General features: G+C 46.7%; 18 protein-coding genes. All 18 read left to right on the plus strand.

What is annotated here, in order from left to right:
* Positions 1 to 15: 15 nt before the first annotated feature.
* The 18 genes from glnA to NTY76_05720 all read left to right on the plus strand — a co-directional run bounded on the left by glnA (position 16) and on the right by NTY76_05720 (position 24,871).
* A complete protein-coding gene (gene glnA / locus NTY76_05635; GenBank protein ID MCX5678574.1) occupies positions 16 to 1,518 on the plus strand; it encodes a type I glutamate--ammonia ligase in 1,503 nt (500 codons plus the stop codon).
* Between the two features lie 224 nt (positions 1,519 to 1,742).
* A complete protein-coding gene (locus tag NTY76_05640; protein ID MCX5678575.1) occupies positions 1,743 to 2,009 on the plus strand; it encodes a metalloregulator ArsR/SmtB family transcription factor in 267 nt (88 codons plus the stop codon).
* Between the two features lie 16 nt (positions 2,010 to 2,025).
* Entirely contained in the window at positions 2,026 to 3,636 is a 1,611-nt protein-coding gene (locus tag NTY76_05645) for an MBL fold metallo-hydrolase (protein ID MCX5678576.1), read from the plus strand.
* 6 nt (positions 3,637 to 3,642) lie between these two features.
* The gene (locus NTY76_05650; GenBank protein MCX5678577.1) at positions 3,643 to 4,485 is read left to right on the plus strand and encodes a sulfite exporter TauE/SafE family protein; all 843 of its coding nucleotides are present in this window, start codon (positions 3,643 to 3,645) and stop codon (positions 4,483 to 4,485) included.
* Positions 4,482 to 4,865 carry a DUF1634 domain-containing protein gene (locus NTY76_05655; protein MCX5678578.1) on the plus strand — a complete coding sequence of 128 codons (384 nt, stop codon included), beginning with the start codon at positions 4,482 to 4,484 and terminating at the stop codon, positions 4,863 to 4,865. The genes NTY76_05650 and NTY76_05655 overlap by 4 nt, the downstream gene beginning before the upstream one ends.
* A gap of 162 nt (positions 4,866 to 5,027) precedes the next feature.
* Positions 5,028 to 5,984 carry a hypothetical protein gene (locus NTY76_05660; GenBank protein MCX5678579.1) on the plus strand — a complete coding sequence of 319 codons (957 nt, stop codon included), beginning with the start codon at positions 5,028 to 5,030 and terminating at the stop codon, positions 5,982 to 5,984.
* Positions 5,974 to 6,606: a hypothetical protein gene (locus tag NTY76_05665; GenBank protein MCX5678580.1), complete on the plus strand. Its 633-nt coding sequence runs from the start codon at positions 5,974 to 5,976 to the stop codon at positions 6,604 to 6,606. The genes NTY76_05660 and NTY76_05665 overlap by 11 nt, the downstream gene beginning before the upstream one ends.
* Positions 6,603 to 6,971: a hypothetical protein gene (locus tag NTY76_05670; protein MCX5678581.1), complete on the plus strand. Its 369-nt coding sequence runs from the start codon at positions 6,603 to 6,605 to the stop codon at positions 6,969 to 6,971. Before NTY76_05665 ends, NTY76_05670 begins: the two co-directional genes overlap by 4 nt.
* Positions 6,968 to 8,152 (plus strand): ABC transporter permease, encoded by a 1,185-nt coding sequence (locus NTY76_05675; protein ID MCX5678582.1) that lies wholly within the window; start codon positions 6,968 to 6,970, stop codon positions 8,150 to 8,152. The genes NTY76_05670 and NTY76_05675 overlap by 4 nt, the downstream gene beginning before the upstream one ends.
* Before the next feature lie 3 nt (positions 8,153 to 8,155).
* Positions 8,156 to 8,848 carry an ABC transporter ATP-binding protein gene (locus tag NTY76_05680; protein ID MCX5678583.1) on the plus strand — a complete coding sequence of 231 codons (693 nt, stop codon included), beginning with the start codon at positions 8,156 to 8,158 and terminating at the stop codon, positions 8,846 to 8,848.
* Between the two features lie 65 nt (positions 8,849 to 8,913).
* A complete protein-coding gene (locus tag NTY76_05685; GenBank protein ID MCX5678584.1) occupies positions 8,914 to 10,539 on the plus strand; it encodes a glycosyltransferase family 39 protein in 1,626 nt (541 codons plus the stop codon).
* A gap of 56 nt (positions 10,540 to 10,595) precedes the next feature.
* Complete coding sequence (locus NTY76_05690) at positions 10,596 to 12,152, plus strand: tetratricopeptide repeat protein (GenBank protein MCX5678585.1); 1,557 nt, start codon at positions 10,596 to 10,598, stop codon at positions 12,150 to 12,152.
* Positions 12,153 to 12,276: 124 nt separating this feature from the next.
* Entirely contained in the window at positions 12,277 to 13,572 is a 1,296-nt protein-coding gene (gene der, locus NTY76_05695) for a ribosome biogenesis GTPase Der (GenBank protein MCX5678586.1), read from the plus strand.
* Between the two features lie 145 nt (positions 13,573 to 13,717).
* Complete coding sequence (locus NTY76_05700) at positions 13,718 to 17,632, plus strand: hypothetical protein (protein MCX5678587.1); 3,915 nt, start codon at positions 13,718 to 13,720, stop codon at positions 17,630 to 17,632.
* 131 nt (positions 17,633 to 17,763) lie between these two features.
* Entirely contained in the window at positions 17,764 to 18,606 is an 843-nt protein-coding gene (locus NTY76_05705; protein ID MCX5678588.1) for a hypothetical protein, read from the plus strand.
* Positions 18,607 to 18,919: 313 nt separating this feature from the next.
* Positions 18,920 to 20,608, plus strand: coding sequence for a hypothetical protein (locus tag NTY76_05710; GenBank protein ID MCX5678589.1), 1,689 nt, complete (start codon positions 18,920 to 18,922; stop codon positions 20,606 to 20,608).
* A 52-nt stretch (positions 20,609 to 20,660) separates the two neighbouring features.
* A complete protein-coding gene (locus tag NTY76_05715) occupies positions 20,661 to 21,608 on the plus strand; it encodes a hypothetical protein (GenBank protein MCX5678590.1) in 948 nt (315 codons plus the stop codon).
* 47 nt (positions 21,609 to 21,655) lie between these two features.
* Entirely contained in the window at positions 21,656 to 24,871 is a 3,216-nt protein-coding gene (locus tag NTY76_05720; GenBank protein ID MCX5678591.1) for a hypothetical protein, read from the plus strand.
* Positions 24,872 to 24,908: the final 37 nt, after the last annotated feature.

Raw genomic sequence — 24,908 nt, forward strand, 5'->3', positions numbered from 1 at the left:
AAAAGGAGGCAGCAAATGGCAAAGAAAAAAGCGACGGTTGAGATCAAGACCAAAAATCCGCTTGTGAATGGCTCATTCGATGAGAAGGCCGCAAGGGATGTTCTCAAATTGATCAAAGAAAAAAACATTCAGATAATAGATCTGAAGTTCAATGACCTACCGGGCCTGTGGCAGCACTTTTCTATACCTGCAAGGGAAATGCTGGATATGGATGATATTACGAGATCCATCTGGGTTGATGGTATCGGCTTCGATGGCTCTTCGATAAGAGGCTTTCAGAAGATACAGGAATCGGATATGATATTAATACCGGATCCGGATACTGCCGTGGTCGATCCGGTATGCGAAGTCCCAACATTAAGCATCATATGCGATATCTATGATCCGCTTACCAGGAAGGCCTATTCGCGCGATCCGAGATATATAGCCAAAAAGGCGGAGAAATATCTGAAGTCGACAGGGATAGCCGATACGATTTACTTCGGCCCTGAGGCTGAGTTCTTCATCTTCAACGATGTCCGGTTCGACCAGACTGAGAATTCCGGCTACTACTTTATCGATTCTCAAGAGGCCGATTGGAATACGGGCAGGGTAGAGAATCCTAACCTTGGATATAAGATACGCTTCAAGGAAGGGTATTTCCCGGTTCCGCCGCACGATTCCATTCAGGACCTGAGAAGCAGGATCATCCTGAAGATGATAGAATCAGGCATTAACGTCGAAGTCCACCATCATGAAGTCGCAACCGCCGGCCAATGTGAAATTGACATGAAGTTTGATACACTTCTGAAGATGGGCGACAACCTCCTTCTCTATAAGTATATAATTAAAAATATGGCGAAGAAGAATAATATGGTCGCGACCTTTATGCCAAAGCCTCTATTCGCGGATAATGGATCCGGCATGCATTGCCATCAGAGCCTCTGGAAGAACGGCACAAACCTCTTTTATGATAAGAACGGTTATGCGCTGCTCAGCCAGATGGCGAAATATTACATAGGAGGCTTACTTAAGCACGCCAATAGCTTGATGGCCTTCTGTGCGCCAACCACCAATTCTTACAAGAGGCTGGTACCGGGTTACGAAGCTCCTGTAAACCTTGTCTATTCAGCAAGAAACCGCTCGGCGGCCGTAAGAATACCTATGTATTCCGACAGTCCTAAATCGAAGAGGATAGAGTTTCGTCCACCTGACCCGGCCTGTAACGGCTATCTGGCGTTTAGCGCCATGCTAATGGCTGGACTAGACGGCATACAAAACAAGATCGATCCCGGACATCCGACGGATACCGATCTCTTCGACTTGAGCGAAGAAGAGCTCTCGAAGATACCGACAGTGCCTTCATCTCTAAGACGCGCTGTCGATGCTCTTGAAGCCGACCACGAATATCTATTAAAAGGCGGCGTCTTCACCAAGGATGTCATCGACGTATGGCTTGAATTTAAGAGGAAGAGAGAGATAGACCCTGTAAGGATGAGGCCGCATCCGTACGAATTCTATCTCTATTTTGATATCTAAAATAAGCGATCAGTAGATTCAAGTATAGTTAGCCACTCCAGTAATATTCTTCTCCCTATATAATGGGAGAAGCTAAAAAGCCTGTGATCGGTATCGCCGGTCATAGGCTTTTTAGCTATTCTTATATCATCCTGACGGAGCAGGGCACAATAATATTAAAAATGTCTTGACAAATTCGTTTAAATATCGTATTATTCAGATAATACGATATAAGGAGATATGCTATGATCTCAGATTACAGGAAAGAGAGCGCGATCTTAAAAGCGCTGGCCCATCCGATACGCCTCAGGATGGTCGAAGGTTTGATGCATAATGAGTGTAATGTAAATAAAATCGTAAAAGCTTTAAAGATCCCCCAATCCACAGCTTCGCAGCATCTGGCGCTTCTTAAGGCCAGAGGAATAGTTGAGATGAGAAAAAAAGGCGTTAAGACGTGTTATCGTGTTCTTGATAGCAAGATATCCGAACTGGTAAAAATATTAGGCAAATAGGAGATAGAGGTGAATTATGAGCATTGCGAGAGCGAAAGCATATTATACTGATAGAAACGGCCCTAAGAAACTGAACTGCGCCCAGGCGGTCATAGCGGCGTTCAGGGAAAAGTTCGGTTTAGATGAGAACGCCGTTCATTTATTTGAATCTTTCGGCAGCGGCAGGGCTCCGGAAGGCGAATGCGGGGCTTTATGTGCCGCAAAATTTATTTTAAACGAAAGCCATCGGGATAAATTGGAAGAATGCCGAGACATGTTCGTGTCTAAAGCGGGTTCCGCCAAATGCAAAGAGATCAGGCAGCTCAAGAGGCTTCCGTGCATCGGTTGTGTCGAAACGGTGGCGGGTTTTCTTGACAGGGTTGAGCATAATAAAGCGGGGGTGAAAGCTGTGAAAAAAATATTTAATGTGAAACAGTTCATCGCCGGCAGCTGTTACTCTTATATATTGAGTTCTCAGGGCGAGGCGTTGATCATAGACGCGCATATAAGTCTGGGAGATGAATATCGCGAGTATTTAAATAAAAACACCCTGCAGTTAAAATATATCATTGATACGCATACACATGCGGATCATTTTTCCCTGGCGGCCATATTAAAAAAAGAGCTTAAAGCCACGGTCATAATGCATGAAAAGGCTGTTTCCAGCGTCGCTGACCGCAGGGTCAGGCATAATGACGAAATAGATTTAGGCAATGTACGGCTAAAGGTCCTGTATGCGCCCGGCCATACCGATGATACTATAAATATTTACGCCGAAGGCAGGCTGTTTACCGGGGACGTGCTTCTTATCGGCAGTGTCGGCAGGACGGACTTCCAGAACGGTTCTCCCGAGTCCATGTTCGATACACTGCAGATGCTGAAAGCCTTTCCGGCCGAAACCATAGTGTTTCCCGGGCACGATTATCATGAAGTAAGGTCTTCGGTCATCGCTAAAGAAAAAGAAACGAACCCGTTCTTAAAGGAATCCGATAAGGATGTTTTTATTAACAATATGAGGTCAAAGGTGATGCCAAGGCCCTTTAATATAGATAATATCATACGGGTAAATCAGAAGGCCCAGGCAGTCGCGTTAGAGATGATCTCTCCAAAAGCGGCGTATGATCTGATCTCTAAAGACCCTACGGTAAAATTACTGGATGTCCGGTCAGCCTTGGAATTTAATGAAATGCATATAAAAGATTCGGTCAATATCCCCATCGATATGATAAGCGCAAAATTAAATGAAATTGGCCGGCCCGGGCAATCCTATATAGTCCTTTGCCGCACTGGAAACAGATCGCCTATGGCAGCGGATATGCTGATACAATCCGGCTTATCTTCGGTAAGGGTAATGGATGGCGGTATCACCAAATGGCAGAAAGATAAGCTTGCGGTTATTAAAGGAGCGGGCGGCATATCTTTGGAGCGCCAGGTAAGGATCGGCGCCGGAAGCCTGGTTTTAACGGGAATACTGCTTTCCGTTCTGGTCAACCCATGGTTCCTGGCTATTTCGCTATTCGTAGCCTGCGGGCTTATTTACGCTGGGCTGACCGACAATTGCATGATGGGTATGTTGCTTATGAAACTGCCTTATAATAAAAAATTGTATAAAGCAAAAGTCGGCGGAGGGACGTGTTCAGTTAGCTGATAATATATGAGCATTCTGGTATTTACTATACTTATTTGGCTGGGCTCTATCGCAGCCGGATTCTTAGGATCGCTCACCGGCCTGGGCGGCGGTATAGTTATCGTGCCTCTGCTTACGATAGTTTTTGGGGTGGATATCAGATATGCTATCGGTGCGTCGCTTGTTTCAGTGATCGCGACTTCATCCGGCGCCGCCGCGGCATATGTTAAGGAAGGTTTCAGCAATATACGCATAGGTATGTTTCTCGAGATCGCCACCACTGTCGGAGCCCTGGTCGGAGCGTTCCTTGCTTTGAGGCTGCCCACCCCGATAATCGCCGTTATTTTCGGCCTTGTGCTCTTGCATTCCGCATACGTATCGAGCCGGCCCAGGAATGAAAATCTGTGCCTCGATAGGCCGGATCCCTTAGCGACTATTTTAAAGATGAACGGCACCTATCCTACCCCCGAGGGGCTTGAAGCGTACAACGTATGCTCGGTCCCATCAGGTTTTAGTTTCATGTTCATAGCGGGCATTGCGTCGGGGTTGCTTGGCATAGGCTCGGGCACGGTCAAGGTGCTGGCCATGGATCAGGCGATGCGCCTTCCGTTCAAAGTCTCCACCGCCACAAGCAATTTTATGATAGGCGTTACCGCCGCGGCGAGCGCGGGCATATATCTTAACAAAGGTTATATAGACCCGGGCCTGACTATGCCGGTCATGCTGGGTGTTCTTCTCGGCTCATCTCTGGGCGCGCGCCATCTCTTCGGCGCGGAGACTAAAAAGCTACGGGCGATCTTCGGTGTAGTCATCTTCATATTAGCCATAGAGATGATCTATTCCGGATTGAAAGGCGGGCTTCTAAAATGAGCAAAACCGGACAAGGACTGCCAAATCACGAAATGGAGATCTTCATCGGCAATCTCTTGAGGACCGGCGTTATTCTCGCGGCGGCAACGGTATTTCTCGGGGGTATGATTTATTTGGTATGCCACGGATTCACGACAGCCGACTACCGGGTTTTTCAGCATGAGCCTTCTTATTTATGCAGTATCCGGGGAATAATAGGAAATGCGTTTTCGTTTCATGGGCGAGGGCTGATCCAGTTAGGCCTGCTCTTATTAATAGCAACGCCCATAACGCGGGTCGCGTTATCGATCTATATATTTGCGCGTAAACGGGACACCCTTTATGTCATCATCACTTTAATTGTATTTTCCATCTTAATGTACAGCCTTTTGGGCAGGTAGAGAATTGGAAAAAAGTCATAAGGAAACAGAATACCCCAATTAATTAATTCTAAAATATGATATATTATTAAATGTAAGAGTTATTCTGAAAGGACCGGGATGAAAGGCGTTGTAAAAATAATATGTTTTATTATACTTTTCTTTTCTCTATTTTTATGCGATATGGCATTTGCCAGCGATTTCCTGTTCTATAAAGAATTAAACCTTATAGGCGGATATTCGCGAAAAAACGGCTGGGTGGGTAAAACGCAGGAGTTATCGAATTCGGCCGGATTTGAACATTACGCGAAATTTTCCAGCGACTACGGGGATTACCTGACGACAGACCTGCAGGTCCGCGGCGCTTATGACGCCAACCAGAGATTCAGTGACGCCGTGTCGTGCGAGATCCATAATGCCTGGGCGGAATACAGGGTAAATAACGGCCTTAAAATAAAGGGCGGCCATTTCGAGCCGGCGTTCGGACTCGAACAGGTGATCGACGCGCACAGCACCATTCTCCAGACTTTAGTGATGGAGGATATAGGTTATACGAAGGACTGGGGCGTAGAGTTACGAGGGTCGCTGTCCGGATTTGATTATTGGGTAGCCTTACAGCTTGGCTCGGGGATGAGCATACGGAGAATAGACTCAAGCTATCTCGTTTCGGCCCGAGTTGGAACGCCGGCAGGCAGGGAATTTCAATACGGCATCTCGGCTCTATGCGGAAATGTGCTGGACACGGAAGGCATGTCGACGTTTCCCAAGAACCATCTTCTGTCCGATAAAGTGATCTTGAAAGAGCGGATAGGTTTCGATTGCCTGTATAATTGGAACTCGTTCGTTTTGAAGGGGGAGACCGCTTTCGGAGTAAACGATAATAGTAATGTGATCGGATATCTGGTCGAAACCGATTATACGCCGCCCAGGGCGCAGAACTGGGAATTTGAAACGCAGTTCCAATCATTTGTCAATGATCTGGGCTCGAGCCGGACGGATAATTCAACATTAAGCGTTGGTCTATCATATAAATTAAGCCAAGCGATCACGCTTCGCGCCGCGTTCATGCATGACCTTAACCAGTATCACCAAGAAAGGGACACCGAATTTCTGGTGCAATTCTATTATTATGGAAAATAAAACGCAAACTGTAATACTGGCGATCTTTGTTGCTGTTTCGATACTATCTTTCGGTTGCGGCGCGGCCTTCGCGGCTGTCGGCTGTGAGCTGAACGATCCGGACAGGGACATCCAGAAGATATTTCCGCAATCGACCGGTTATAAGACCTCGTATTTCACTATACAGGAAGCCGGGGGAGAAAAGCTTAAGAAAGAGGTGGAGGAGAAGCTGAAAGATGTTTTCGATCCGCTGTATGAAAGCCTGGACGTCCCGTATTCATACTACACCATCCTTAAAGGAAAAGACGTTATAGGATACGTGCATGGGGTAAACCAGAAAGGCATCTACGGAGCGATACAGATAATCCTCGCTACCGATCCCGAAGGCAAGATCATCGCTTTTTATTACCAGAAGATATCTTCTCCCGAAGCGTCGAAGTTCAGGTATAAATCTTTCACAGATAAGTTCATCGGTCTTACGCTGGCCGATTTTTACCATTCCGATAATCCGGCCGGAAAAGTGGCGGACATAAAAGATCCGTCCGAAAAAAATCATGGCGATTTTAAAGCGACCATCAGGGGCACGAAGAAGAACCTTATTCTGCTCGATACGTTCATTTTGAAGGGAGGTAAATCGATATGAAAATGCGAGATCTCTTCATAGTGCTTATAATGCTTGCCTGCGCCGTTATGTTTTCGGGGTGCGGGCATATCGAAACATATGGGGAGCGTATCTCTAACCGGAATAGCATCCCTATAAAAGATATCGTTTCGCACCCGGAACAATATGTGGGCAAGACGGTAACAGTAAAAGGAAAAATAGCTCTAGAATGTGATACGGGATGCTGGTTTAATATTAAGGACGGCGCCGCCGTCATATATACCGATATACAACCATACGGATTCGCTATTCCGCAAAAAGTCGGTCACAGCGCTATGGTTGAGGGAACAGTCTCTGTGGAAAAAGGAAAGTTGACGCTGACCGGAAAGGCGGTGGAGATACGGTGAATCTCTTCTCGGTAGCTTTAAAGAATCTGACTAGAAAAATGGTCCGCACGATATTGACGATCGGCGGTGTGGCGATAGCCATAGCGGTCCTTGTGAGTTTATGGGGATTCGATACCGGGTATCAGAGGTCGCTCAATACGGATATCGATAAGATGGGGTATCAGCTGCTGGTGACGGCAAAGGGCTGCCCCTATGAGGCGGCGACGTTAATGCTGCAGGGCGGCGGGGGCCTGCGGTATATGGACGATGCCGTATACCAGAAGATCGTCGATGATCCGCGGATCGACAAGATAACGCCCCAGCTCGTCGCGACGGCTTATGACGCCGCAAGGCAGCAAGGCAGAGGCGGGGTATCATTGTATATGGGTATTGGAAAATCATATCTCGATCTCAAGCCGTGGACCAAGTTTAGGCTTGGGAAATGGTTTTCAAGCGAAGACGCGGATGAGGTCATCATGGGATATGAGGTTGCCGAATATGAACAGCGCGCTCCGGGAGACAAGATCTTTATACCCGGAAGGAACGAAGTGCTTACCGTAGTCGGAATTTTTGAGAGGAACGGAACGCAGGACGATGGCATAATATTCCTGCCGCTAAAAACCACACAGAGGATCTTTGAGCTTCCCGGAAAGCTTACCGGCATAGGTATAAAATTGAAGGACATGAGAGAGCTGTCCAAATTCGAGGAAGACCTGTATAACGTGCCGGGGATACAGATCATCAGTCTAGCCCAGGTCAAAGGGACGATCCTGAATCTTGTCTCGTCGGCTAAGGCGATGACAAATTCGGTCGCCATGATAGCCGTTATAATCGCCGTTATAGGAGTGGTGAATACTATATTGATGTCCGTCTTCGAGCGCACCAGCGAGATAGGCGTGATGAAGGCTATAGGGGCTTCCCGGATGGACATCTTCAAGATTATATGGGTGGAGACGACGCTAATCTGTTTCTTCGGCGGCCTGTTAGGAAATGTTGTCGCCCTTTTGGGCGGCAAGACCATTGAATATATACTGAAACAGGTATTGCCGTACGCCCCTAAGGGCCATCTCGTCATTATCACTCCGCACATATTACTGCTTTCATTTTTTGGGGCCATTATAATGGGATTTATCGCCGGTCTCTATCCTGCCTTCAGGGCCGCTTCGATGAAACCCATAGAAGCCATCCGGAAGGGAGAGTGACGTATGAAGAAGACCATGATCAAGGCTTCCGGTTTAACCAAAGTTTATATACGCGGCACCGAAGAGGTCTACGCGGTCAACAGTATCAATCTGGAGATAAATGACGGAGACTTTATAGCCCTGATGGGCCCGTCGGGCTCAGGCAAGACGACCCTGCTTGACCTTATAGGCTGCCTGGATAATGTCTCTTCTGGCAGGCTCGAAGTCTTTGGCAAAGACGTGTCGAAGGTAAAAGAGAATAGCTTGGTCGGCCTGAGGCGTGGCCATATAGGGTTTATATTCCAGGAATTCCTGCTCATACCGAGTCTTACGGCTATCGAGAATGTAGAGCTTTCCCTTTATTTCGCGAGGCGTCCTCAGGACCGGAAGAAACTGCTGCAATTATTCGAGAAGGTCGGGCTCGCTCACCGCGTTGATCATCTGCCTAAGGAGATGTCCGGAGGGGAGAGGCAAAGGACGGCGATCGCAAGGGCGCTGGCCGTCTCTCCGAAATTCCTTATTGCGGATGAACCGACAGGGAACCTCGATACCAGAAGCTCCCAGGAGATCTTCGATATTTTTAAAAAGATAAACAAGGAAGAGGGGCTGACGATAATTTTAGCTACCCACAATCCTAAGCTCGGCTCTCAGGCTGACCGTATAATTTATCTGAAAGACGGAAAGATAGTTTCAAAAGAAGAGTCAAGTTTATATTAAAATAGGATACTCGCCTCTTAAGGGCAGGCGTTTTGACTTGGAGAAATATCTCTGAAGGGCCTATAGTGACGAAACGATCTACGCGAGAACGATTTAAGCAGTTTCTTTCATGGGGTGCTATTCTTGCCGTAGTAATCATTGTAAGCATTATTAAGCTTCATTTGTTTGAAATGCCTCTTGAGCGCGATGAAGGGGAATACGCATATATAGCGCAGCTTCTTATGCATGGCGAGCCTTTATATCTAAATGCTTACACCATGAAGCTGCCGGCTATATATTTTGTTTACGCCGCCTTTATGTCGCTATTCGGGCAGAGCCCCTACGGTATCCATATGGGGCTCGTCCTGATAACCGCAGTTACGATAATCCTCGTTTTCCTTCTGACAAAGCGTTTGCTTGGCGCATATGCCGGAGTTATAGCAGGCACTGCATTTGCTTTGCTGACGCTTGGAAAGTATGCCCTGGCTTTTAACATAGAGCACCTGATCATACTATTAGTCCTTGCCGGATCTCTTATACTGCTTTACGCCATCGACCGTGGCGGTGGTTTCTTATTGAGCGGACTGATTTTCGGGTTGGCCTTCATCGCGAAACAGCACGCAGTATTTTTTATACTATTCGGTGTTTTTTACATATTCTGGACCCATATAATGGTTCGGCCGATACGGATGCTTGCCGCTTTAAAAAGAATAGGCCTCTTTTTTACAGGCGCCGCATTACCATTCATATTTGTATGCTTTTATATTTATGCCACAGGCGCTTTCAATGCCTTCCGGTTCTGGGTCTTCGAATACGCGGCCAAGTACTGCTCATTCATGACATTGTCCGACGGAATAAAGTCGTTTTTATATGTGGCGGATAAGATCGTAGGATCTTCGCCTATCGTATGGATTATCTCAGGGGTAGGATTAATTGCTGGGGTATGGAGCAGGCTGGACCGAGATAAAATAGTTTTTATCACTGGATTCTCCATATTTTCATTTCTTGCCGTAACTCCCGGTCTATACTTCCGCCACCATTATTTTATCCTCATCTTTCCCGTTGTAGCGATATTCGCAGGCATTGCCGCACGATATACGGGCCAATTCTTATCAACCAAGGGCATCTTCCTGCCTACGCGGAATATAATACTGGCGGCTATGCTTATTCTCTTCTTTAGCCTTTCGATATTTCAGCAGAAGCGCTTTCTTTTTCAACTGAATCCTGTAGAAGCATGCCGCGATATCTACAACAGATCACCCTTTGCGGAATCGGTCGAGATCTCCCGGTATATAGAAGCCAACTCCGGCAAAGAAGCCCGTGTTCTCGTATTGGGCTCGGAACCCCAAATCTACTTTTATCTGCATAGGCCTGCTCCTGTAAAATATATTTATATGTATCCTCTCTTAGAGAGTACGCCGTATGCCTTAAATATGCAGAAAAAATTCATAGAGGAGGCAGAGTCGTCCAAATCCGAATACGTAATTTGTGTTAATATAGATACATCCTGGTTCAATGGATATGTGAGCCCGAACCTGGCCAAGCCCTTATTCGATTGGGTCAATGCTTATCCGAGAAAATATTATGACGTCGTCGGAGTTGCTGACATAATTTCACGTAATGAGAGCATATATTGTTGGGGCGATAAGGCCAAAGAATACAAGCTTAAGTCCGATAAATACATCGTAATATTTAAAAGAAAGATCTCGTAACCTACGAGGGATTAATATTGACCTCATCTGGCAGGGAGCCTTTAGGAGAGTTGTTTTTGGGCGGTGCGCGCCCTTACCTTTTAATCATACTCATAGGCCTTTTGCTATATTCGTCCGCCGCTTTTTTTGGCTTCAGCTATCTGGACGACAACATTCTCATTCTGGAAAATCATGAATTTATCAGTAAGCTTTCTAATATAGCCGAAGCATTTAAGCAGGATGTATTTCATGTGCTGCATGAGTACGACGCGGCCTACAGGCCCCTACTGACAGTCTCCTTTATAATTGATACGCAACTCGATAAATTTTTTGGCCTTGGGTATCACTTCACCAACATTATCCTTCATCTGATAGGATCATGCCTGGTATTTCTACTGTTCTTAAAATTGAAATACAGCAGATCCCTGGCATTTTCCTTCGCGCTTATCTTCACGGTCCATCCGGTTCTTACCGAAACCGTGGCATGGATACCCGGGAGGAATGATTCCCTGCTGGGGATCTTCGTGCTTGCGAGCTTCATATATCTTCTGGAATTTCTGGAGCGGGGGAAGTGGGCCTACTATACAGGGCACATCTTGTTTTTTGTACTGGCGCTATTTACCAAGGAGACCGCGCCGGCTCTTCTCGTAGTAGCTCTATTTTATTATTCATTTGTTTTCAAGGGAGTATTGCTTTCTCGAAAACAAAAAAAGCTGTTTATCGGATGGCTCTTCTCACTGGCTTTTTGGCTAATACTCCGTGGTTACGCGCTGTCGTACAATCCGGTAAAATTATCGTTTGTTACGCTCTTGCGGGACCTGGCGCTCGGGGCTCCAGCCTTTTTTGTGTATATCGGCAAAGTGATCATGCCTTTTGACCTATCAATAATTCCGACGATTGAAGATTCGGCCGTGATCTATGGAATCGCGGCTGTTTTAATAATTACCTTAGGCTTATATTTTTCAAAAAAGAAACGATATGGTTTCATACTGATAGGGCTAGTATGGTTTTTATCATTTTTGACCCCGACCTTTATCCGTCCCGTCCCAGGCGCTTCTACGATATTCCTTGAATCCAGGATATATCTACCCATACTTGGCATATTCATCATTCTGGGGGAGATCGACGCGGTAAAGAGCATTACCTTTAAGAATATAAGGGCTCTATTAGCGGTGATGGTCATTACGGGATCATTATTTTGCATAAGCATAAATTACTCGAGCCGTTTTCAAAATGCGCTTGAGTTCTGGGAGTACGCGGTGAAGAGATCACCTCATTCGGCATTGGCCCAAGCCAGCCTGGGCTGGGTTTATGACATGCAGCTGAGGTATGATGAAGCCGAGACGAGATTTAAAAAGGCTCTGGCATTAAATCCGTACCAGAGATACGCACATAATAGTTTGGGCTTGATTTATGAACGTAAGGGACTGCTGGAAAAGGCGGAAGCGGAATATATTATGGAGATAGAAAATACGCCGTATTACAACGGCTCCCGCATAAATCTGGCAAATCTTTATTTTAGACAGGGTAAGGAGGAGAAGGCTGCGGCGCTGTGGAAGGAGGCCCTACGGGCAAATCCTGAAGATATGTATGTTAGGAATATGCTAAAAGCATGTTATGACCGGCACCACTAACGACTAACGTCACTAAACGACTAACGGGGCCATCCTGTAAAGGGACACCCTGTAATCCTGAATCTAGAAGGGTGTCCCCAAATAGGATGGCCCCGCAATGCGAACTGTGATAGAATGATTCGATATGAAAAACACCAATTTACCGAAACTGGCCATAGTCGGAAGGCCAAATGTCGGGAAATCCTCTTTTTTTAACAGGATCGTTGGCGCCAGAAAAGCCATAGTAGAATCTTCCTCCGGCACCACGCGCGACAGGATCTATGCTGATATCAAGTGGAAAGGAAAGGCCTTTACGCTTATCGATATGGCCGGATTCGAGGATACCGCCCAGGGCGATATGCCCGAGCTTGTATTGAAACAGCTTCGTAAGGGTATAGAAGAAGCGGATATTATACTCTTCATCACCGATGGCATCGCCGGCATAACGCCCCTGGACAGGGAACTTTCATCTATGCTCAGGAAGACGTCGAAGAAGATATATCTTGCAGTGAACAAGATCGATAGGGAATGCGACGCCGGTAACGCGCTCGATTTTTTTGAACTGGGGCTTGGCGAGCCTTACGCTATTTCGGCTATGCACGACAAAGGCATCGATAGGTTATGTGATGATCTTGTAAAAAATATGGAGAAATCCGTAGCGCCGGACGATCTTCAGGGCATAAAGGTCGCTATCGTCGGCCGGCCGAATGTAGGGAAATCCTCCTATTTAAACGCTCTACTTAGCGAAGAGAGAGTTATCGTCCATTCAGTCGCTGGCACTACGAGAGATGCCATAGATACCAACTTTAAGTATAAAGACAGGGACTATATTCTGATAGATACGGCAGGCATAAGGCATAATCCGAAGATAAACAGAGCGGCAGATTTCTACGGAGGAGTCCGCTCGGAAGAGGCTATAAAACGCTCGGATGTAGCGGTAATGTTGATTGACGGTTATGAAGGGCTCATGAAGGATGACGCGCGTATAATAGATTTATGTCTTACAGAGGGCAAGGGCCTTGTTATAGCTGTAAATAAGTGGGACCTTGTAAAAGATACCGAGATGTCGAAATATAACGACAGGCTTATAGAGGGAATGAGTGCCATCAGGAATATTCCGGTTATATTTATATCCGCGAAGACGGGGAGGAACGTTAATCCCAGCCTTGATATGATATTGTCGGTTTATGAGAAATCTAGAATGACCATTCCGCCCGATAAGTTGGCGGAAACACTAAAATTATTGAACAACACGCCCCAGATAAGCGGCAAAAGAATAAAGTTTAAATGCCTGGTCCAAGAGGGTATTAGACCCCCGGGATTTATTTTAGGTATAAATACCGCCGTATCTTTAAATGATACCATGCAAAGATTTATCGAGAACTTTATCAGAAAAGTGTATGATTTTAAAGGTATTCCTATAAGAATACGATATCGGTAGAGGGCGTATGTTAAGATATAAAAAAGTTGTATATTTTCTATTGACACCATTATATATATATGATATAGTTATAGTGTCATCGGGAAATTTTTTTTTCGTCACATAGTTTCAGTATTAAAAAAGTATTTAATAAGGTTAAACTAAGATGATAGAATACTACGGCAATAAAAAACTCTGGATGAAAGCGATCGCCGTTCTCTTAGTGGTGTCGTTCGTTTGGTACGACATAGCCTGGGCCGGCGATCTCTTTTATTATAATATAGCTCCTAAGTCTCCAGTTGTTCCCGTTAAGAATCTTGTCGATGTTACGAATTATGATCTGCTCTCCAACAATAAAAGCAAATCCATTGTTCCGGGCCTGCTTCCTACAAACCAGGAAAAAGAAGAGTCCAACAAATTTGCTCCTGCCTATATCCAGGACCAGGAAGAGAAGCACGAAGGTATAATCCGCCAGAAACAGGATACAGAAGATCTTTTATCAAATATCGACCAGGACCTCAAAAATAAAATTAATAAGCCGGGAGAAGACGATCTGGAGCTGAAGAAGAAGAGATCCAACCCTGAGGGAAAGAATGCCGGCGGTATTTACTATACCCTCGAGGACTATAATAGCGCGGGAAGGCCGGGCCAGATCAACGTCTATAAATACGCCGGGGATGATGCCAGGCACGGTAAGCTTCTCGAGATCGTTTCATATGATTTAAGCAAGCTTGACACCAATCCGTTTACCTCAGCCGCAAAAGAGATAAAGACGGATAGCGGCGATTCTTTCATGGGCTCCTACACGAAAGTAGGGGCGATGACGAGCCTTATCGACAGCATGATAATATCGCGCACCGTTTATGCGGGCAATAAGAGTGAAGAGCGTATTGATTATATTTTATCCGCTTATGACGAGAAGAATGTCGCGAATGAAGTTACGATCTACGATTACAATCATGTGGCCGGGCCCAGCCTGGATGAGACGAGGACCTACAATATCACCGCTTCCCAGAACGACTATTCTACCTCGGATTGGAAAAATAACCTCACGGAAGATAAGCTGACCCGCCTAACTGTTTATACAGGCACTGACAAGAAAGAAAATATCTCATATTCGATAGATACCTTTCTTATTGACGAGGATGGTAAGAATACGCCGCATCAGATCGTCATCTATGACCGCAATAAAAATCCAGGAGAAGCGCTCGACGAGGTCAGGACCTATGAAATAGACGGTTTCTCTATCGGGGACCTCAGAGATAAGACTGAATCGTCGCTTAAGGAGATGAATCTTGAGGATCCGTCGAAACTTGTCAGCGTCTCTGTGTATCAGGGGGAAAAGGATAAAGAGAAGATCGCGTATATACTGTCGGACTATTTTGACGATACTCAGAGCGGCCTGGGATACAGGCCCTGGACAAGGACCGACTATACTTATGACGGCAAAAAGCTTACAAAGACCGAAGCATATGATATTTCGGATACAGGGGATAGCACCTCGCGTGGAACCGGGAAGCTCAATGAGACGGTATTTTATACCGGCGAGGCTAATCATGAGCGCATGAGCTATAGCTACACTCTCTATGACGCCAATAATGCTCCGCAGCTGCGCATAGATCATGATTATGACGGTCGCACCCTGCGGTCCACAAAGACTTACGCGATAGCCGGCCTCTCGCTTGACAGCACGACATCGCTTCAAGATGAGAGCATATACTCAGGGAAAGCCGGCCGGGAGCAGATCTCGAGAGCCCTGAGCTATTATCCCGACGGCAAGATCCTTAAGGAAACGCTCTACACTTACAATGAGAACACACGGGGCATATCCTATGTTTCTCACATAGCGGAGAAGACCTACGACGATAAGGGTATGGTAGTAGAACGGATCGAGACAGAGAAAGACCTGAATTATACCCGTTACGATATAGCCGCCGAAGATGCGAATGGCAATATCCGGCATGAAAATATAAAGACCTATTCTCTCTTTCAGGGTGTCGAACGGCTTGACCGGGAAGAGGATGTCAATTATTCCGGATATAAAGCTAAGCTCCGCGCAGGTTTTGAAGCGAGAACTACGTACGCTATCGATGAGACAACAGGTGAGCGTACCGAGATTCTCTATCAGGAGGTCACCAACGAACTCTTTAATCCCAAGGGTAACGTTATCCGTCAGACGATAGAGAGTTATACAATCGAACACGGAGAACACATACACGATTATACTAAGAAAGTTGAGAACCGCCAGTTTGACTATTACAATAACGTGCTAGTTCGGATAGAGGAAGTTCGGAAGGCGAGCGGGGCGCTAGTCTATTACAGCATAACCGAGAATACCTATGATAACCTGCTTGCCGCGAAGCGCGGAAACGCATCGAAGACTGCTATTAGTAAATACAGCGCGATCGTCACCGATGCGCAGCACAAGTCACACGATATTACAAATCTTATCAGTGAAGATTTGATTGTTACAACGCAATTTGACAGCCGGGGTTTTGCTGTAAAGCAGGAAAACACAACTTATCTGGTTACTCAGGACGCTTTCGGACCGGTCGAGAAGCTTGTCACAAAGCGTTATATAGAGAATCTCGATATTGACGATCGGGGGGATGCGCATTCACAGCATATCACTGTCTATCAGACTGACGCGACAGGCCTTGAGAGCTCCCTGGAATTTCTTAACTATCAGGAACTGACCAATAGGAAATTCGACTCCCAGCACAATGTGATTAATCAGATGATAGCCACTTATAGTGATGAAGCGGCTACAGATGTTCGCGATGTACAGGAGGTGCGGTCGATCGGGTTCTATTCCTCAGGCGTTGCGATGAGGCAGGTAGTAGCTATGTATACCGATAAAGACAAGACATCGCTTGTTGATATCAAGGTAACCGTAAATAGCAATGTATCGTCTCTTGAAGGAAACGTGGGGACGAGCATTATTACGAGTTACGCAAACGCTACGATCGCTGACAATGGCACCGGCGATATAATCTACACCGATCCTATCGATGTTCAGACAGTTGAGACTACTTCATTTGACGCGCGGGGCAATGCGCTGGAACAGTCCATCACGAAAGAATATTACGATAACGGTATTCTGAAGTTCTCCGAAGCAGAGAAGATCTCCAATTTCTCGTATGATTTTCATGACCGAGTGGCGCGCAGCCAGACCCTATTTTATACGGACAAAGGTTTCAACGATTTTAGCTACCTCCAGGATGTCAAGTATCTCTCTTATGACAAGTACGGGAATGCCCTTGAGCAGACGATTGATACTTATACGACGTTGACGCCTGTTGCGGACGAGCTTATAAACCATAAGCGCATAGTCAATAATTACGATCTGCCTGATAAGGATGATCCGACTTATGTGAATGCTAAGATCGCGTGGCTGAAAGGAAACCCGACTAGCACAGAGACCTTCCGTTATATAAAACTCGAAGAGACCGAAACTAACCTTATCGAGAGGACATTCACCACGACAGATCTCTTCGATAAACGCGGCAATGCTGTGAGGCAGACGAGCAGCACATACATTAAAGATCCCGCTACCGGTATCCTTCAGCTCCAAAAAGAGACCACCGTAGAGAATATAAACATCGATAACCGTGGCGACGCCGGTATTCAGCATATCACCACCAAGCAGCCCGATCCGTCCAACGCGAATGAACTCACCATAGTCACTTATCAGGTCATAACGAACCGCCACTTCGACGCAAGCCACAGCGTTGACAATCAGATGATATATACCTATACCGAGCCTATCGAGGCGGGCGGAACCTTATTAGATGTCCAGGAGATACGCTCTGAAGGCTTCCATTCATCCGGTACCACACTAAAACAGACCATAGTAACCTATGCCTCTGACGCCGATGGAAATATTAGTATAACCGATGCCAAGGTAGTAGAGAACGACGTCAAAAGTATAACTCCGCAAGGATACGTGGGGAAGACTAAGATCACGCGTTATAGCGCGGCTACAATAGCCGATACCGGCACAGGTGCGATAAGCTTAATACCCGCCGACTCAACACATCCAGCTTTGATATTCGCGGTAATGCCACGGCCCAAGAGATAATAAAGAGTTGGTATGATAGCGGTGTCTTAAAGTTTTCCGAAGCCCAAAAGATCACCAACGAGCCCTATGACTTCTACGATAGAGCTTCGAAGACCTATATCCTTAATTATAAGGATTATGCGGATGGGGTGATGGCGGACCTCTCTCAGCTTCAGGTCATCACCTATGGAACATATGACACTTTCGGCAATTCAACTAGCCAGGTGATAGATTCCTATTCATCCGCCACTCCTGACCCTACTAAGCTGATTGACCATAAGATAATAACTAATGATTACACAGTACGTGACGCGAACGGAGTAATAGATCAAGCCGCCACCGATATAGCCAGAAGGCACGGTAACGCCTACATGAGTACAGTGGATAGATACACTTCGCTTGAAGCAACACCCGAGAGCCTTATCGAAGAGACCATAACCAAGACAAATCTCTTCGATAACCGCGGCAATGCCGTGAAGCAAACGAGCGAAACATTTGTTAAAGATCCTTCTACCGGTATACTTCAGCTCCAAAAAGAGACCACCGTAGAGAATATAAATATCGACAACCGCGGTGACGCTGGCTTACAGCATATCACTATTAAGCAGCCTGATCCTGCCAACGCCGGTGAGTTAACAATAGTCACCTATCAGGAGATAACGAACAGACATTTTGACGCAAGCCACAATGTTGATAACCAGATGGTCTATACCTATACAGAGTCAGGCGGAGTGCTCTTGGATGTTCAGGAAATACGCTCGGAAGGCTTCACCTCATCGGGAACCGCGCAAAAACAGACCATAGCCACCTATTCCGATGCCGCGAAGACCAGCATAACCGATGCCAAGGTAGTAGAGAACGACGTCAAAAGTATAACTCCGCAAGGATACGTGGGGAAGACTAAGATCACGCGTTATAGCGCGGCTACAATAGCCGATACCGGCACAGGTGCGATAAGCTTAATACCCGCCGACGATAACAAAGAGTTGGTATGATAACGGAGTCGAAAAGTTCTCGGAAGCCCAGAAGATCACAAACGCCCCTTACGACTTCTACGACAGAGCCACACAGACGAGTATTCTAAATTATAAGGATGAGGCTAAATCTGAGCTCTCGCAGCTCCAGGTCATTACCTACCAGAAGTACGACAAGTTCGGAAACGCCGAGAACCAGGTCATAGACTCTTATTCATCCGTCGATCCCGCCAATGGCAATCCCATCGCCGACAGCCTGATCGACCATAAGGTTATAACTAACACTTATACAGACGACCTCGCCAGAAGGCGCGGCAATGCGACCGTTACGACTGTGATACGGTATAAGGCATTTGAAGAGACTGAGTCTAATCTCATAGAGAGGACCATAACCACCACAGATTCCTTCGATACCCACGGCAATGCCGTCCAGCAGACCAGCAAGACCTACGTCCTGGACTCCGCCTCAGGCGAGATGAAGCTCCAGAAGTCCACCCTGGTAGAGAACATAAACATCAATAACCACGGCGACGCGGCCACGCAGCATATAACGACCAGCCAGACCGATAGTACCGTGGTCACATACCAGGTGATAGAGAACCACAGCTACGACCCGAACCATAATGCCACGAGCCAGGAGATCCTGACCTACACCCAGGAAGGCGGCACTCTTCTTGACGTCCAGGAGATACGTTCTATGGGCTTCACATCCTCAGGCGTCGCCAGCCAGCAGAACATAATCACCTATTCCGATGCCGCGAAGACCGATATAATTGATGTGAAGGTGGTGGAGAATAAAAATATAGACAGCCTGGGGCACGTGGGCGACTCCGTAGTCACGCGTTACAGTTCGGCTTCCATAGATCCGGCCACCGGGGTGATAACTCCCGCTAACGCCATAGATCTCCAGGCCATCCATACCGAGAAAAACGACTTCGACCTCCGCGGCAACGCTTTAATCCAGACGATAACAAAGAGCTGGTATGATAACGGAGTCTTAAAGTTCTCCGAGGCTCAAGTTATCAAAAACGCCCCCTACGACCTACATGACAGAGCCACACAGACGAGCATCTATAACTATAAAGATGAAGCCATGACGGACTTCTCGCAAGTCCAGGTCATCACCTACGGCGCATATGATAAATTCGGCAATTCAGTAGCCCAGACCATCAACTCCTATTCCGATGCTAATAAGACCGAACTGATCGACCACAAAGTGATAGAGAACAACTTTACGGTATATGACGCCAGCGGAGCGATAGACCAGGCCGCCACAGATAAAGCCGAAAGGCGCGGCAACGCCCGCTTAAGCACGGTGAAGAGATACACTTCTACTACCGAAGACAACACTACTCTTATAGAAAAGACCATGACGGCCACAGATTCCTTCGATGACAGAGGTAACGCCCTTATACAGACCAGCATACAGACCAGCGAAACATACGTCTTAGACTCTGAGGGCAAGCTTAAACTCCAGAAGTCCACAACGGTAGAGAATATAGGTATAGATAACCGCGGGGATGCCGGCTTGCAGCATATCACTACCAGTGAGACTGATAGCACCGGCACCCGGGAGTCCCTCGAAGTGACCAGCTATCAGGTCATAGAGAACCGCTCCTTTGACCCGAGCCATAATGTCACCAACCAGAGGATCATTACTTACACCGATGCTACCAAGAGTGAATTGAAGGATGTCCAGGAGATACGTTCGGAAGGTTTTACCTCATCGGGAACCGCTGGCGAACAGATCATCGCCACCTATGCCACCTATGTTGAGTCGACCAAGACCGTATCCGACTTCATTGAGGCTAAAGTGATTACCAATAATGACATTAGTCTTCGGGGTAATGTGGGCAAGAGCACCATCACCACCTATTCCGCGGCTACACTGGAGAGCGGTAACGGCAACATAGTTCTATCGGATGTCTCCGCTGTCACAAAACAAACGATCATAACCACAAGATTCGACTTAAGAGGCAACTCAGGACATCACCAAAGAGGCCTACATCGAAGGAGCCTATAAAGTAGCCGAAAAACAACACATCGAGAATTCAGGATATGACTTCCATGACAGGGTGGCCACTTCCAAGATCACAAACTATGATTCCGCTGATCCGGCCGTGACCGTTAACTATAATAAGCCCTCTGACGCTGCCAAGATTATAGATACCCAGGACATTAACTACCTTAACTACGACCGTTACGGCAACGCCTGGAACCAGAACATCCTCACCACCTCCGAAGAAATCGACGGTACTAAGACCTATATCTATAAGACCATAGCAAATACCTATGATAACAAGATAGCCCAGATGAAAGGCAACTCCAAGACTTCCGAAACCATCAAGTATTCCGGTACCGCCGTCATTGAAACTAACCTGATAGAGAAGACTGTTACCACCACCGACAAATACGATCTAAAGGGTAACGCTGAAGACCAGACGACCGAGACTTCTGTTTATAACAGCTCCCACGAACCCATTCTCCAGAAAGTGGTAACGGTCCATAACGAAAATATCGACGCCCGCGGTGACGCTCATATGCAGTATATCACCACAAGCGAGACCGATAAGGACGGGCTTAACCCCGAAGTTACCAGCTACCAGGTCATAGAGAACCGCGCTTTTGATTTAAGCCATAACGTCAAGAACCAGAAGATTGTCACCTACACCGATGCCGCCAAGACTGAATTAAAGGACGTCCAGGAGATACGCTCGGCGTGCTTCACCTCCTCAGGCACCGCCATTGAGCAGAGCATCGCCACCTATTCCGCTTTGACCATGACCGCCTCCGACTTCATAGAGGCCAAGTATATCTTCAATGAAACAGTCGGCTCCCAGGGTAATGTGGGCAAGAGCACCATCACCACCTATTCCGCGGCTACACTGGAGAGCGGTAACGGCAACATAGTTCTATCGGATGTCTCCGCTGTCACAAAACAAACGATCATAACCACAAGATTCGACTTAAGAGGCAACTCGACATCACCAAAGAGGCCTACATCGAAGGAGCCTATAAAGTAGCCGAAAAACAACACATCGAGAATTCAGGATATGACTTCCATGACAGGGTGGCCACTTCCAAGATCACAAACTATGATTCCACTAAGTCCACGATCACCACCAACGGTCCTGAAATCGATACTCAGGCCATCAGCTATCTTGAATACGACCGTTACGGCAACGCTCTGCACCAGACTATACTTACCACCGCCGCATCGGACGGCCAGAAAACCTTCAAGGACATAGTGAATACCTATGATAATAAGAAAGCCCAGATGAAGGGGAATGCAACGACTTCCACGACTATGAAGTATTCCGGCGATACAGCCGATGGCGCTAAGCTGATCGAGAAGACTTTCACCACCACTGAGTTATACGACAATAAGGGCAATGCCATTGATCAGAAGACCGAGACATTCGTAAGAGACGCCCAGGGTAATATGCTCCCACAGAAGATAATAACTACCCATAACGAGAGCATAGATGCCAGAGGCGACGCTCATATCCAAAAGATCACCACAAGCGAGACCGATGAGAACGGCAAGGATCCCCAGGTCACCAGCTACCAGGTGATAGAGAACCGCTTATTTGACATCAATCACAATGCCGAAAACCAAAGGATCATTACTTACTCCGATGATAGTGCGACTAAGGTGTTGAAAGACATTCAAGAGATCCGCGCTACTGCGGGCTTCACCTATTCAGGGACCGCTAATGTACAGTTTATAGTCACCTATGCCGCATTGGCCATGACCGCATCCGACTTCATCGAGGCTAAGATGATCACCAACAATAACGTTGATTCCCAGGGCAATGTGGGCAAGAGCACCATCGTGCGTTATGGCTCAGCCACTATAGCCGATAATTTGGAAGGCACAATTACGGTTGTCTCCATTAGTGCTGTTGATCGTCAAACTATCACAACCGCGCCAACCTCTTTTGATAACCGAGGCAATGCAAAAGAGCAAAAGATGGTCAATGAGACATATCAAGCGGCAATATCCGATTTTGTATTTGGCTCGGCCCAGATAGTGACCAACAACAGTTTTAATATCCATGATAGAGCGGAAAGCTCTCGCATCAAAAATTATAGCGACGTCGCATGTACAAATTTCGTTGATATGCAGGATGTGGTATATCAGTATGATCGTTCCGGCAATACCATTCACCAGGACATAGTCCGATATGCCGATAAAGATAGCATAAGGACAATTGAAAAGAAGGCTATCGAAAATATCTATCAGAAAGGTTCTATCGAGGCAAGCCAGTCGACTATTATCGTGAAGAATGCCGATGGTGTTATAGTTGAACAGCAGAGAATCAATTACACTAAGTATGATATTTATGGAAATTCAACTTCTCAGGAGATCGCGCGATACGGCTACGATGCTGATGGAAAAGAAATTCTTCTCGACTTTAAGATATCGGAGAACACCTATACCTCAGATATCGGTAGACTGAAAGGGCTCGCTGACAGCGCAAAAATCTGGACCTATGATAAGCGCGATGGAACCTGCATAGAAAGCCAGGAAGTTGTCTACCGCGCATATGATGTTTCCGGTAATGTGACCAAGCAAGAAGTGACGCGTTATGCGGATAAAGAGATGACAACCATCCTCGACTATAAGGAGATCGCCAACACTTACGATGACCAATCCGGCATCTGGAGATCCAAAGGTTGGGCGAATACGTCGACCATACTTACTTACACAGATAGGGGCGGAATTTTTGTAAGCGGCCAGCAAGTAACCTACACACGTTACAGTGATTGGGGGAATGCCGAACTTCAGACCGTTAAAAAATATGGGACATATGATGCCTCGACAAAGACGCTAGGCAATCTTATTGACAAGAAAATTATTGAGAACACATATAGTGATGAGAACCTAAGCCGGATCGGAAGATCAATAGTTACGCTCTATAGCGCCGAGAATGAATTTGTCGAAAAACAGGATGTCTCTTACGCCTCCTATGACGACTGGGGCAATGTTCTCAGCCAGAGCATGATCAGAAAAGACATCAACGATAAGGTCCTGGATGTAAAAGATACGATAAATACTTATGTGGGTATCAATGTTAACAGGGGATGGATAAGCAATGCTTCAGTGACAACGAAGACCGCCGTTGACGGTGAGGTAACCGAAAACCAGGTGGTCAACTACACTAAATATGACAACTGGGGTAACGCGCTAAAACAAGATATAACGCGAAAGACAGGGGCGGATTCCGCGGCGCAAGTTCTTGATATTAAATACCTCACATCGGTCTATTCCGGAGTTAATGCGTTAAAGGCCCAAGCAGATTCAACGGATATTTGCCGGAGGGCCCCGGATGGCACGACTTTTGTTGACAGACAATTCGTCATATATCAGGAATATGATTTCTGGGGCAATGCTACTTCGCAGAACATTACAAAATATGCCAAAGAAGGCGAGGTTACAGCGGATGATATTATCGACTATAAAGAGATACAGAATGAATATTCGCTCACGGGACACAATAGGGGATTAGCATCTAAATCCGATGTGACAACGTATGACAAGGCCGATCTCCTAACGCGGACATTCGAAGAGCACCAGTTCGTTGAGACATCCAGCTATGATAACTGGGGTAACGCTTTGCACCAGACAGTGACCGCCATGAACAAAGACAAAGTAGTATTGAGCGTTAAAGATATCAACACCGAATACCTCGACGTCTTAAGAGGCCTTGCTAAAACCACCAACGTAGTAACTTATGACAAGATCGCTACCGATTCGACAAGGGTAGTCACAGAGCACCAGGTGGTGACAGTGGACTCTAAGGTTGACTACGACGACTGGGGTAACGCCACACTCCAGACGGTCAAGGCCTACGCCAACGCCACTTTAGATACGCTTATCTCGGTTAAGACCATCACGACCACATATACCGGGGTGAACGCCTTAAAGAGCCTGGCCGCTACCACAGACGTTGTCACAACTGCCGCCAACGGCGCCTTCGAAGAGCACCAGTTCGTCACAGCCACTAACTACGACGCATGGGGTAATGCCAAGAACCAGAACGTCAAGGCATACTCCAACCCCGACAAAGCCATGCTCAAAGACAATCTCATCTCGATCAAGGATATCGAGACCATATACCTTGACAGTATAAGAGGCCTTGCCGGTACCACGAATGTTACCACCAGAGCCGCTGACGGCACCACATTCGAGGAGCATCAGATAGTAGAGGCCTCCAACTACGACGCATGGGGTAACGCCGCCGACCAGACTGTAACAGCTAAGGATCAACGCATGGGGTAACGCCGCCGACCAGACTGTAACAGCTAAGGATCAGAAC

Source organism: Candidatus Omnitrophota bacterium, assembly GCA_026387175.1.
Classification (GTDB): Bacteria; Omnitrophota; Gorgyraeia; order 2-01-FULL-45-10; family 2-01-FULL-45-10; genus CAIMPC01.

What these genes read in the sequence shown, in the direction of transcription:
- glnA (MCX5678574.1), top strand. Translation starts at nt 16, where the DNA reads ATGGCAAAGAAAAAAGCGACGGTTGAGATCAAGACCAAAAATCCGCTT.
- NTY76_05640 (MCX5678575.1), top strand. Translation starts at nt 1,743, where the DNA reads ATGATCTCAGATTACAGGAAAGAGAGCGCGATCTTAAAAGCGCTGGCC.
- NTY76_05645 (MCX5678576.1), top strand. Translation starts at nt 2,026, where the DNA reads ATGAGCATTGCGAGAGCGAAAGCATATTATACTGATAGAAACGGCCCT.
- NTY76_05650 (MCX5678577.1), top strand. Translation starts at nt 3,643, where the DNA reads ATGAGCATTCTGGTATTTACTATACTTATTTGGCTGGGCTCTATCGCA.
- NTY76_05655 (MCX5678578.1), top strand. Translation starts at nt 4,482, where the DNA reads ATGAGCAAAACCGGACAAGGACTGCCAAATCACGAAATGGAGATCTTC.
- NTY76_05660 (MCX5678579.1), top strand. Translation starts at nt 5,028, where the DNA reads ATGGCATTTGCCAGCGATTTCCTGTTCTATAAAGAATTAAACCTTATA.
- NTY76_05665 (MCX5678580.1), top strand. Translation starts at nt 5,974, where the DNA reads ATGGAAAATAAAACGCAAACTGTAATACTGGCGATCTTTGTTGCTGTT.
- NTY76_05670 (MCX5678581.1), top strand. Translation starts at nt 6,603, where the DNA reads ATGAAAATGCGAGATCTCTTCATAGTGCTTATAATGCTTGCCTGCGCC.
- NTY76_05680 (MCX5678583.1), top strand. Translation starts at nt 8,156, where the DNA reads ATGAAGAAGACCATGATCAAGGCTTCCGGTTTAACCAAAGTTTATATA.
- der (MCX5678586.1), top strand. Translation starts at nt 12,277, where the DNA reads ATGAAAAACACCAATTTACCGAAACTGGCCATAGTCGGAAGGCCAAAT.
- NTY76_05700 (MCX5678587.1), top strand. Translation starts at nt 13,718, where the DNA reads ATGATAGAATACTACGGCAATAAAAAACTCTGGATGAAAGCGATCGCC.
- NTY76_05705 (MCX5678588.1), top strand. Translation starts at nt 17,764, where the DNA reads ATGGCGGACCTCTCTCAGCTTCAGGTCATCACCTATGGAACATATGAC.